The sequence below is a fragment of the Lactococcus garvieae subsp. garvieae genome, assembly GCF_029024465.1.
GTDB lineage: Bacteria > Bacillota > Bacilli > Lactobacillales > Streptococcaceae > Lactococcus > Lactococcus garvieae.
The window spans coordinates 1,624,580-1,636,778 of sequence record NZ_CP118950.1 but is presented as its reverse complement, the minus strand read 5'-3'; the positions used below and the strand labels follow the sequence as shown (position 1 = coordinate 1,636,778).

General features: G+C 39.4%; 11 protein-coding genes. 10 read left to right on the top strand and 1 reads right to left on the bottom strand.

Annotated elements, in window-relative coordinates; genetic code table 11:
- Nucleotides 1–12: 12 nt before the first annotated feature.
- Nucleotides 13–762, bottom strand: coding sequence for a biotin--[acetyl-CoA-carboxylase] ligase (locus PYW30_RS08195; protein ID WP_042219081.1), 750 nt, complete (start codon nucleotides 760–762; stop codon nucleotides 13–15).
- 145 nt (nucleotides 763–907) lie between these two features.
- On the opposite strand from PYW30_RS08195, the gene metK reads away from it, so the two are divergent.
- From metK to rsmB, 10 genes are all read left to right on the top strand, one after another.
- Complete coding sequence (metK, locus tag PYW30_RS08190) at nucleotides 908–2,101, top strand: methionine adenosyltransferase (protein ID WP_003133433.1); 1,194 nt, start codon at nucleotides 908–910, stop codon at nucleotides 2,099–2,101.
- A 298-nt stretch (nucleotides 2,102–2,399) separates the two neighbouring features.
- A complete protein-coding gene (gene rny, locus PYW30_RS08185) occupies nucleotides 2,400–4,016 on the top strand; it encodes a ribonuclease Y (protein WP_003133434.1) in 1,617 nt (538 codons plus the stop codon).
- A 158-nt stretch (nucleotides 4,017–4,174) separates the two neighbouring features.
- A complete protein-coding gene (gmk, locus tag PYW30_RS08180) occupies nucleotides 4,175–4,804 on the top strand; it encodes a guanylate kinase (protein ID WP_003133435.1) in 630 nt (209 codons plus the stop codon).
- Between the two features lie 116 nt (nucleotides 4,805–4,920).
- The gene (rpoZ, locus tag PYW30_RS08175) at nucleotides 4,921–5,280 is read left to right on the top strand and encodes a DNA-directed RNA polymerase subunit omega (RefSeq protein ID WP_003133436.1); all 360 of its coding nucleotides are present in this window, start codon (nucleotides 4,921–4,923) and stop codon (nucleotides 5,278–5,280) included.
- A 144-nt stretch (nucleotides 5,281–5,424) separates the two neighbouring features.
- Entirely contained in the window at nucleotides 5,425–7,752 is a 2,328-nt protein-coding gene (locus PYW30_RS08170) for a primosomal protein N' (RefSeq protein WP_042219078.1), read from the top strand.
- A 247-nt stretch (nucleotides 7,753–7,999) separates the two neighbouring features.
- A complete protein-coding gene (locus tag PYW30_RS08165; RefSeq protein WP_042219076.1) occupies nucleotides 8,000–8,656 on the top strand; it encodes a deoxynucleoside kinase in 657 nt (218 codons plus the stop codon).
- On the top strand, nucleotides 8,653–9,207 hold the full coding sequence (locus PYW30_RS08160) for an LOG family protein (RefSeq protein WP_014025335.1): 555 nt from the start codon (nucleotides 8,653–8,655) through the stop codon (nucleotides 9,205–9,207). The genes PYW30_RS08165 and PYW30_RS08160 overlap by 4 nt, the downstream gene beginning before the upstream one ends.
- Nucleotides 9,191–9,670 carry a nucleoside 2-deoxyribosyltransferase gene (locus PYW30_RS08155; RefSeq protein WP_023889762.1) on the top strand — a complete coding sequence of 160 codons (480 nt, stop codon included), beginning with the start codon at nucleotides 9,191–9,193 and terminating at the stop codon, nucleotides 9,668–9,670. The genes PYW30_RS08160 and PYW30_RS08155 overlap by 17 nt, the downstream gene beginning before the upstream one ends.
- Nucleotides 9,671–9,980: 310 nt before the next feature.
- The gene (gene fmt, locus PYW30_RS08150) at nucleotides 9,981–10,934 is read left to right on the top strand and encodes a methionyl-tRNA formyltransferase (protein WP_042219072.1); all 954 of its coding nucleotides are present in this window, start codon (nucleotides 9,981–9,983) and stop codon (nucleotides 10,932–10,934) included.
- Nucleotides 10,924–12,195 carry a 16S rRNA (cytosine(967)-C(5))-methyltransferase RsmB gene (gene rsmB, locus PYW30_RS08145; RefSeq protein WP_023889764.1) on the top strand — a complete coding sequence of 424 codons (1,272 nt, stop codon included), beginning with the start codon at nucleotides 10,924–10,926 and terminating at the stop codon, nucleotides 12,193–12,195. The genes fmt and rsmB overlap by 11 nt, the downstream gene beginning before the upstream one ends.
- Nucleotides 12,196–12,199: the final 4 nt, after the last annotated feature.

Below are 12,199 nucleotides of genomic sequence, written 5' to 3'. Positions count from 1 at the left end.
AATGGACGTCCATCACGTCCATTTTTTTAGTGAGATTTCACCACTCGAGAGGATTTTTGTCTGACCATCTTCAAGGTGAACAACAAGCTGACCAGAGGGCGTTAAATCTACTGCGGTACCTTTATATAAGACTTTATTTTCCTCAAATTCCACGGTCTTCCCGAGAACGAAGGAATGAGATTTATAAATTTCAAAAAAGTTCCGCTTAGAGAGACGATGGAATTCTGACCAGATTTTAGCAACAAGCTCAGAGCGTGTTATTGTGGGAGTTTCTGTAAATAATGATCCGGCTTTGTGAGCGATTGCTTCAGGAAATTTTGAAATATGAAAATTTATTCCGATGCCTAAGGCGACCTGCAAACTCGTGTCTGGTTGGACTTGGGCCTCTGCGAGAATCCCCACAATTTTTTTATGATTGAGGTAAATATCGTTGACCCATTTAATATCTACTTTCTTTGTGGTGAGTGTTTCAATTGCTGAAACGACAGCTGCAGCTGCAAGTAGTGTGTAATTAGGCAGAGCCCCCAAGGCTCCGCCAGGCTTTAAGAGGAGTGTCATATAGATACCTCCTTCAGGACTTGCATAGTATTCCCGCCCAAAACGGCCATAAATACCTGTTTGTTTTTCAGACATATATAAAGTATTGGCTTGACCATCAGTTTTGGCATCCAACTGTGTTGAGATGGATTCATCAAGAATTTTAACGTCGTTTAACCAAGGATTAGCATCTAAAATAATTTTTTTATCTAAAGGATTTTTCATTTAGGCAAAGTATATCAAAAATTCTCTTTTTGTGCTAAAATAAAAGAGTTACAATTTCCGATGGCGGGAGAGCACTCTCCAAGTGAGAAATCACTACCATTAAGCCTGTAACCGAAAAATACTTAAGAAGTAGGGGAAATAAAGAATGTCAGAAAAACGTCTATTCACATCAGAATCAGTTTCAGAGGGACATCCAGATAAGGTTGCTGACCAAATCTCGGATGCAATCCTAGATGCCATCGTGGCACAAGACCCAGACGCACACGTAGCCTGTGAAACAGTAGTTTACACAGGTACAGTCAACGTATTTGGGGAAATATCAACATCAGCTTATGTTGATATCGCTGGAGTGGTTCGTGAGACAATCAAAAATATTGGCTATACAGACAGTGAAAATGGATTTGACTACAAATCAGTCGGTGTTCATGTTTCACTTGTAGAGCAATCACCAGATATTGCCCAAGGGGTAAACGAAGCAGAAGAAGTTCGTGGTAAAGATGGAAAAATCATTGACCCACTTGACCTTATCGGTGCTGGTGACCAAGGGATGATGTTTGGTTATGCAACCAACGAAACAGAAGAATACATGCCACTTGCGATTTCACTTAGCCATAAGCTGGTGAAGAAATTAGCCGATTTACGTAAGTCAGGTGCGATTAGCTACCTTCGTCCAGATGCAAAATCACAAGTTACAGTAGAATATGATGAAGCAGGTCAAGTCAAGCGTGTAGATACAGTGGTTATTTCAACACAACACGCAGCTGAAGCTACCAACGAAGAAATTCGCCAAGATGTTATTGAAAAAGTAATTAAGGAAGTTATTCCTGCAAACCTTCTTGATGATGAAACAAAATACTTTATTAATCCAACGGGCCGATTTGTTATTGGTGGCCCTCAAGGGGATTCTGGGTTGACTGGTCGTAAAATAATCGTAGACACTTATGGCGGGTACGCCCCTCATGGCGGTGGTGCTTTCTCAGGTAAAGATGCTACAAAAGTTGACCGTTCAGCTTCATACGCCGCACGCTATGTGGCCAAAAATATTGTGGCTGCCGGTTTGGCTGATAAAGCTCAGGTCCAATTGTCTTATGCGATTGGTGTAGCTACACCAACCTCTGTTAATATCGAAACCTTTGGTACTGGAAAAGTTTCTGATGACATCTTATTGGCAGCTATCCGTGAAAACTTTGATTTGCGTCCGGCTGGTATCATCGAAATGCTCGATTTGCTCCGCCCAATTTATGGACAAACAGCCGCTTATGGTCATTTCGGTCGTACAGATGTGGATCTTCCATGGGAACGTTTAGACAAGGTTGAAACACTTAAAGAATTACTTTAAGAAACAAAACTGTGTATTATGCACAGTTTTTTTATGTCATCAAAACTCTATAAAGGATGCCTTTACGCTGTAGCTTTACTGATTTTACTCATAATCATCATTGATCTCTCACGCTGCAGAATATCATGCTTTTAAAATCAAAATGTTAAAAAGTTGAAAGCGGTAAAATACTTAATTGAAACATATCCTAAAAAATGGTAAAATATAGGGAGTGTTTCTCTGCAAACACACATGAATTATAATCAAGCTATCTGCCCTATTGAACCGCGATAGGGCAGGTATGAATAAAAGGAGACAAATGAACGTCATATCACTCGTTCTGCTTGTCTTATTGATTGTATTGGTTATTGCCTTTATTTTTTATGCCCAAAATATTAAGAAAAACAAGCAAGATGCTGAGAGTCTTTTTATGCAGGCAGAAAACAAGGCAAATGAGATAACGGCAAATGCACAGCGTGATGCTGCTCTTGTAAGAAAAGAAGCGGAGATCCTGAGGGACGAAGCAGAAGCATTCAAGAAAGAAGCGCGCTTTAATCTTCGTGAAGAAGAACAAAAGCAACGCCGTGAAATCGAAGATGAATTTAAGCAAGATCGTAAGGAGTTAAAAGAAACTGAACAACGCCTAAAACAACGTGAAGAAGTTCTAGACCGTAAGGATGATAAACTTACAAACAAAGAACGTAGCTTAGACTCTAAAGAGGAAGCGCTCTCTAAAAAAACTGATACACTCAATAAACGTGAGCAAGAACTTTTAGAAATTGAAGAAAAGAAACAAGAAGAATTAGAACGTATCGCTGCTTTAACAAAAGAGGAAGCGAAAGAAATCATTCTTAGTGAAACCCGTGATGGTTTAACAAAAGAAATGGCACAGCTTATTCGTTCAAGCGAAGAAAAAGCACATGCTGAAGCTGATAAACGTGCGAAAAACATTGTTTCACTTGCAATCCAACGTGTCTCTAGCGATTCGGTTGCTGAACAAACAGTATCAGTAGTGACTTTACCAGATGATGGTATGAAGGGACGGATCATCGGACGTGAGGGCCGTAATATCCGTACCTTTGAAGCCTTGACGGGTATTGATGTTATTATTGATGATACTCCAGAAGCTGTTGTATTATCTGGCTTTGATCCGATTAGACGTGAGATTGCACGAATGACCTTGGAACAATTGGTTCAAGATGGTCGTATTCACCCTGCACGTATCGAGGAACTTGTTGAGAAAAATCGCAAAGCATTGGATCACAAGATGCGCGAATATGGCGAACAAGCTGCCTTTGAAGTTGGGGCTCACAACCTTCATCCAGACTTAATGAAAATCATGGGTCGCCTGCATTTCCGAACTTCTTATGGACAAAATGTGCTTGACCATTCAGTTGAGGTGGCAAATGTTGCCGGAAATCTTGCGGGTGAAATGGGCGAAAATGTGACTCTCGCTAAACGTGCCGGCTTCTTACATGATATTGGTAAAGCACTGGATCATGAAGTTGAAGGTAGTCACGTCGAGATTGGTACAGAACTTGCACGTAAGTACAAGGAAAATCCAATCGTTATTAATACTATTGCAAGTCACCATGGAGATACAGAACCAAACAGTAATATTGCTACTTTGGTTGCTGCAGCTGATGCTTTAAGTGCAGCGCGTCCCGGAGCACGTCGTGAATCGATTGAAAATTATATTAAACGACTGCGTGATTTGGAAAATATCTCAACAAGTTTTGATGGTGTTGAAAGTGCCTTTGCATTACAGGCAGGACGCGAAGTTCGTGTCATGGTTAAACCAGAAAAGCTTACAGATGATCAAATCGTAATACTTGCACGAGATGTGAAAAATCGTATTGAAGACGAGATGGATTATCCAGGGAACATTAAAGTTACAGTTATTCGTGAAACACGAGCTATTGACTATGCAAAATAAAAAGTACTCTAGGAGTGCTTTTTTTTTATTTTAAAGAAGAATAAACGATCAAATTATGTTACAATTAAATTAATTAAAGTTACTTTATGTTACGCGAAGTGGATATACAAGCTCAACTTTGCTAGAATATATTGTAAACAATAAGTGAGGTTAAAAAGATGCCCGAACGTGGTTTATTAATTGTCTTTTCTGGTCCTTCGGGAGTAGGAAAAGGTACTGTCCGTGCGAAAATTTTTGAAAATGAAAATAACTTTGATTACTCTGTATCAATGACAACACGTGCACAACGCCCTGGTGAAATAGATGGAAAAGATTATTATTTCCGTACACGTGAAGAGTTTGAAGAAATGATACGTAAAGGTGAAATGTTAGAGTATGCTGAATATGTCGGCAACTACTACGGCACACCTTTAACTTATGTCAATCAAACTTTGGATGAAGGTAAGGATGTATTTCTTGAAATCGAAGTGCAAGGGGCCTTACAAGTTAAGGAGAAAGTACCAGATGGCGTATTTGTCTTCTTGACGCCTCCAGATTTGGAGGAGCTACGTGGTCGACTTGTTGGCCGTGGTACTGATAGCGCAGAAGTTATCAATAACCGGATGATGAAAGCTAAAGAAGAAATTCGCTTGATGAGTGAATACGACTATGCTGTTGTCAACGATAAGGTTGAACTTGCTGCAGAACGTGTCATCAAGATTATTGAGGCAGAACATTATCGTGTCGATCGTGTGATGGAACGTTATGCACATATGATTGAGAAGTTAGACGAAGACGGTAAGAATTAAAAACAAGAGGCTTGAGTTTTTAGCTGAAAGACGCTTAGGTTGCTTCAAATAAGAAGAACCCATTGGTGCCTAAAGTCCAATGCCACAGCGTACAGAAAAGAAAAGAGGAAACTGATATGATGTTAGAACCTTCAATTGACAAATTACTACAACACGTGGATTCAAAATATTCACTCGTGGTTTTGGAAGCAAAACGTGCCCATGAACTACGTGATGGCGAACGTCCTACAATGGAATTCAAATCTGTTAAACGTACATTACAAGCCTTGGAAGAAATTGCGGCAGGAACGGTAACGATTCACCCTTCTCCAGATGCTAAACGTGAAACATTGAAAGAAAAACGTGAATTAGAACGTCTCCAACAAAAAATGGCTGAAAAACTTATCCGTGAACAAATCGCGAAAGAAGAAGCCGAAGAAGAAGCAAAACAAAAAGGAAACCGTGCAGCTAAAGCTGCGGCAGCTGCTGCTGAATAAAATGGTCCAAACTTTCAAAGGTTTATATACGAAATCTTTGGAAGTTTTTATTTTTCCTCAATTCAGAGTTGACATTCGGTCATCTCTTTTTGCTATAATTAAACTATTCTATTTAGAGACAGAAAAAGTAAGCAGAGGAGAAAAATGTTCAAAAAAACAGCACGAATTATTGTAGATGTTCCTCTGATGCAGACAGATAAACCATTCTCTTATGCGATTCCTACAGAATTGCAAGAGATGATTGAGCCAGGAATGCGCGTCCATGTTCCCTTTGGTAAAGGCAATCGGTTGGTTCAGGGAATTGTTATTGAAAGAGTAGATCAGGAAGAAGAGGCACTCAAAGAAATAGCTGAGCTGCTCGACTTAGAACCTGTCTTGACAAAGGAACAACTCCGTTTGGCCGATGACATGCGCCATACTGTATTTTCTTACAAAATTTCTTGCCTGAAAGCGATGTTGCCTAATTTATTGAATTCAAGCTATGATAAGATTCTGACGAATCAAGAAGGTATTCAAACCAAATGGAGCACGTTGAGTGAAAGTCAAAAAGTCCAAGCATTAAAAGAGGTCAAGTCAGGAAAGTTAGCCGTTAGTTACTCTGCAAAGTCAAAAGAAAATAAGAAAACAGAAAAGTATTTAAAGGCTAATGCCAAATTGGCCACCTTTGAGATTGGCAAAGCGGCCAAAAAAAGAGCTGAATTGAAAGATTATCTTTTAAACCAAGAAGCAAGTGTGCGTCAAAAAGACTTGCCATTTTCTTCGGCTATCATCAAGTATTTTATAGAAAATGAACTTGTTGAAGTGACTGAAAAAGAGCTTTCAAGAACAGCAGCTGTTTTTGAAGCCGTTGTACCTGATAAAGCGAAAGTTTTAAATCATGAGCAGCAGCTTGCCTTTGATGCCATTGTTTCTTCTGCAGACAAGCCCTTTTTACTTGAGGGAATTACAGGTTCAGGAAAAACAGAGATTTATTTACAGGTTATAGAACATTTTTTGGAAAAGGGACAAACGGCAATTATGCTGGTTCCTGAGATTTCCCTAACCCCACAAATGTCTAATCGTTTTATTGCGCGCTTTGGGGAAAAAGTTGCAATCATGCATTCGGGACTTTCAGACGGTGAAAAGTATGACGAATGGCGTAAGATAAAGGAAGGGCGAGCACAGGTTGTTGTAGGGGCACGTTCAGCTATTTTCGCACCTTTGGAAAATATTGGAGTTATTATCATTGACGAGGAGCATGAAACAAGCTACAAGCAAGATTCAAGTCCGCGTTACCATGCCAGAGATATTGCCTTATTACGTGCAAAATATCATCAGGCACGGTTAGTTCTCGGTTCAGCGACCCCCAGTCTCGAAAGTCGAGCACGTGCGCAGCGAAATGTTTATCATTTGTTGACCCTTACCCATCGGGCCAACGATAAAGCTTTCCTGCCTGAAGTTCAAATCGTAGATATGCGTAATAACCTAAGTGACAAGTCGGCCAATTTTTCAGAGATTTTACTTCAAAAAATACGTGAAAAAATTGAGCGAAATGAACAAGTGATCTTAATGCTTAACCGTCGTGGCTATAGTTCTTTTGTGATGTGTAGAGAGTGCGGCTTTGTCGTTGAATGTCCAAACTGTGATATTTCTTTAACCCTTCATATGGATACGAAAACTTTAAATTGTCATTATTGTGGCCATCAAGAAGGCATTCCACACGTTTGTCCGAGCTGTCAAAGTCGAAAAATACGTTATTATGGTTCAGGTACGCAGAAGGTCCAAGAAGAATTAGAAAAACTTCTGCCAGAAATCCGTATTTTACGTATGGATGTGGATACAACAAAAACAAAGAATGCACATGAGAAAATTTTAAAGAAATTTGGGCGTCACGAGGCAGATGTGCTTTTAGGCACACAAATGATTGCGAAGGGGCTGGATTTTCCTAATGTGACTCTGGTCGGTGTGATTAATGCGGACACTGGCTTAAATCTCCCAGATTTTCGGGCAAGTGAGCGCAGCTTCCAGTTACTCATGCAAGTGGCAGGACGTGCAGGACGTGCGGATAAAAAAGGTGAAGTTATCATCCAGACATTTAATCCTGGACATTATGCGGTTAAACTTGTGGCTGACCAAGATTACGAAGCCTTCTATCGTCAAGAAATGTATTACCGTCAACAGCTGTCTTACCCGCCTTATTATTTTACGGTTCAGATCTTAGTGAGTCATAAGGATGAGGATACAGTTGCAAAAAAAGCTTATGAGATAGCAAGCATCATTAAGGCAAGTTTATCAGAGAAGGCTAAAATATTAGGACCAACGCCTAAACCTATTGCGCGAACACATAATCTTTATCATTATCAGATACTGGTGAAGTATCGCTTTGAGGAACAACTGGAAGAAGTCTTGAATCAGGTCCTTGATTTAACACAAAAACGTGAAAATAAAGAGGTTAGAGTTCTCATTGATAGTGAACCACAAAGTTTTGTATAAAAATGACAAACTATTTGTCATTTTTTTTATGGAAAATTGTCTGAGTTTCCTGAGGTTTTCATTGCTTACATTTTTAAAGCAAGCACTATATGTTGTGTTGTGTTATAATTAAAAATGTCTTTTTCCACTACATGTTGTGTTTGTGGGCTGAGGCGATTTAAAACAAAAAAAGTGTGTTCATGAGCTCAATGGACCTTTTCAAAATAGTATTCTGGAAGTAAGAATACAAAAAGTTAGGAAGGAAAAAATGGCAGTGTTAGTATTAGCTGGAACAATTGGAGCTGGCAAGAGTTCACTTACAGAGATGTTAGCAGAAGAGCTGGGAACAGAGGCGTTCTATGAAAGCGTAGATGATAATGAGGTTTTGCCTCTTTTCTATCAAGATCCACAGAAATATGCCTTCTTGTTGCAAATCTATTTTTTAAATAAGAGATTTGATTCCATTAAAAGAGCACTTACGCATAACAATAACGTACTTGACCGTTCAATTTATGAGGACAGTTTGCTTTTTCACCTGAATGCAGATTTGGGACGAGCAACAGATATTGAAGTAGAGGTTTATGATGCCTTACTGGAAAACATGTTAGAAGAAATCAATACGCTAACTTTTAAAAAGCGTCCTGATTTATTGATTCATGTAAGTGTGTCTTTTGAAAAAATGCTGGAACGTATTCAAAAAAGAGGGCGCGAATTTGAACAATTGGAATACGACAGTTCGTTGTATGGCTATTATCAAGAGTTAAACAAGCGTTACGAAAAATGGTTTGAAGATTTTGATATTTGTCCTAAAATTCAAATTGACGGCGACAAGTATGATTTTGTTGAGGATGAAGAGGCAAAACTGTTTGTCCTTGAACAAATTAAAGATAAACTCGCAGAAATTGAAGAGGAGAACAGCAAATGAATTTGACTGTTTTCTTATCGGCTCGTGATGGGAAAAATCCAACCCATTTATTACGCAGTAAGAAACTTGGAGAAGCAATAACGCGCTGTGGCCATACCTTAGTTTATGGAGGTTCCCAAGAAGGGTGTATGGGTGCTGTATCAGATGCGGTGCTAGAGCATAAAGGGCAAGTTATTGCTGTTTACCCGGATGGGGCTTTACCTTTAGAGCCACCTCGCCAAAACGCCACAGAACTTTATTTGGCCAAAAATATGGATGAACGTAAACGTAAGTTGATTGATCTAGGTGACGCATTTATTATTTTGCCTGGGGGCTTTGGGACCATGGAGGAAGTTTTTCAACTCTTGACGGAGATGAGCATTGGGCAAACAGAAATACGCCCTGTTATTTTCATTGATAAAGACTTTTATCTTCCTTTATTTGATATGATTCAGCAACAAACCAAAGAAGAAATGTTGTCTTTAGAAGTGTTAGAAGCCGTCCATCTTGTTGAAACAACCGAACAAGCAATGGAATTATTAGGAGATTTAAATTATGAACAAGCAATTTGAACAGGCAGTAAAAGTATACCTTGCAGCACCCTTTTTTAGCGATAGTCAGATTCAAAAAGTGGAGAAATTAGAAACAGCACTTGCAAATAATGAGACTGTTGCCTCTTATTTTAGTCCGATGCGGTGTCAACGTCCAGAAGGATTAGCAGAAGAGGTTGAGCCATTTACACCTGTGTGGGCAAAAGCTACGATGGAAAACGATGTTAAAGAAGTCGAGGCTGCCGATGTGATTGTTGCCATCTTAGACTATGATGGACAGGATACTGATTCAGGTACAGCATGGGAATTAGGCTATGCGATAGCGAAGGGCAAACCGACTTTCTTGGTACGTTTTGAAGAAAATGGCCCAGGAAATATTATGCTCACTGAGCGAAATACTGCCTTCTTTACCTCAGCTGAGCAAGTAGAAACATATGATTTTATGGAAGCTCAAGCGATACCTTATACCGGAAAATATATATAGTTCTTATTTATTTTTTAATTCATTTCGGTGCGAACAGATAACAAAAAGAGAGAAGTTAATTTTCTCTCTTTTTTCTTTTTTATCGCAAATAAAAGATTCCTTGAGTTTAAGGGCTATCATCAAGGGTATGAAAAGGAATAGGGGGTAAGAAAATGTTATAATAAGAGGCACACATTTTTTATAGGATAAGAAAAAATTTTTTATGAAAAATAAAAGAGGAGGATGAAGAACACGGGGAACCTGTTCAAGGGAATGATCATAAACTTGAAGTATTAAGAAAAAGGTTTAGATGACGTGTTAAAAGAATACTATGACAAAAACGAAAATCATATTTATGGGAACACCTCAGTTTTCTCAAACGGTTTTGCAAGGATTAATTGATAGCCAACGTTATGATATTTTAGCTGTGGTAACGCAACCGGATCGCAAGGTAGGGCGTAAGCAAGAACTTCGGCAAACACCTGTCAAAGAGTTGGCATTGAAAGCTGACTTGAAAATTTTACAACCAGAGAAATTATCTGGTTCACCTGAAATGGAAGAATTGTTAGCTTTTGGCGCACGAGGTGCAGGTATTGTGACAGCGGCTTTTGGACAATTTTTGCCAGGGAAATTGCTTGATGCAATGGCTTTTGCGGTAAATGTCCACGCGTCTTTATTGCCTAAATATCGTGGTGGCGCACCTATTCATTATGCAATTATGAATGGCGAGAAAGAAGCAGGTGTAACCATTATGGAGATGGTTAGAAAAATGGATGCAGGCGATATGGTCGCAAAAGCTTCGACTCCGATTTTAGAAGAAGATAATGTAGGTACAATGTTTGAAAAATTAGCTGTTGTCGGTCGTGACCTTCTTCTTGAAACTCTCCCTCTCTATGTTGCAGGAGAAATCAAGCCAGAAGCACAAGACGAGACCCAAGCAACCTTTTCTCCAAACATTAGCCCTGAAGAAGAAAAAATTGATTGGACGAAAAGTAACCGTCAAATCTTTAATCAGATTCGCGGAATGAATCCTTTCCCCGTGGCACATACCACCTGGAATGAAGGACGTTTCAAAATCTACGATAGTCGTCCAATTGACACAGAAAAAAACGGTCAAGCTGGCGAGATTATTGATAAAACAAAAAAATCGCTTGTAGTGGCGACAGGCTCGGGGGCTTTAGAACTTCTGGAAGTACAACCCGCTGGAAAGCCTAAAATGGATATTGTTAGTTTCCTCAATGGCTTAGGACAGAAAGTAAATATAGGTGATCAATTTGGCAAGTAATGCAAGACAAGTCGCACTCGATGTGCTTAATGATATTTTTGGGAATGATGCGTATGCGAATATCGCCTTAGACAGAACCTTACGTGAGGTGCAGCTTTCGGACTTAGACCGTAATTTTGTAACGGCTTTGGTTTATGGTGTCGTGTCCAAGGAAAAACTTTTGGAGTGGTATCTAGAGCCCTTCTTTAAAAAACAACCGAAACCTTGGGCTAAGATGCTTTTGATAATGACCATATATCAAATCCTTTTTATGGATAAAGTACCAACTTCAGCTGCCGTTGATGAAGCTGTGAAGATAGCTAAACGTAAGGATGGACAGCAAGCAGGAAACTTTATTAATGCTGTTTTGCGTAATTTTATGCGCTCAGAACGCCGAAATGAAGAGCCAAAAACTTGGGAAATCAAATACTCTATGCCGAAACTTCTTTTGGATAAAATGGTACGTCAGTTTGGTGGAAAACGTACAGGGATGATTTTAGAGAGCTTAGAAACACCAAGCAAAGCCAGTCTCAGAATAATTGATCCACAAGTCACAGTTCCTGACACAGTTCCTTCAGAACTCTCGCCAGTTGGCCGTGTAGCAGACCATGGTAATTTTGCACATAGCCAAGCATTTATTGAAGGGAAAATTACCATTCAGGATGAGACGAGTCAGTTGGTAGCACCACAGCTTGATTTAACGGGGAGTGAACGTGTCCTTGATGCTTGTGCTGCCCCAGGCGGAAAAACAACGCATATCGCTCAATATCTTGATACAGGACATGTTACAGCCTGTGATTTATACGATCACAAACTAAAGCTCATTGAAGATAATGCGGAACGTCAAGGCGTGTGGGAAAAAATTACGACAGTCAAAGCTGATGCAACACAATTAGCAGAACGTTTTGCGGATGAAGAGGACTTTGACCGCATCTTGGTGGATGCACCTTGCTCGGGGATTGGTTTGATTCGTCGTAAACCTGATATCCGCTATCGTAAAGAAAGCTCTGATTTTCTTAATTTACAGGAAATTCAACTGAAAATTTTAGATAGTGCTTCGAAAAAGCTAAAGAAAAATGGTATAATGGTCTACAGTACCTGCACAATTTTTGATGAAGAAAACTTCGAGGTGGTGAATAAGTTCCTTGAGTCTCATCCAGAATTTGAACAGGTTGAAATTTCGCACGAAAAAGAGGATGTTGTCACAGACGGTTGTATTTTCATTACACCGGAAATGTACCATACAGATGGTTTCTTTATTGCGAAATTCAGAAAACTTTAATTCT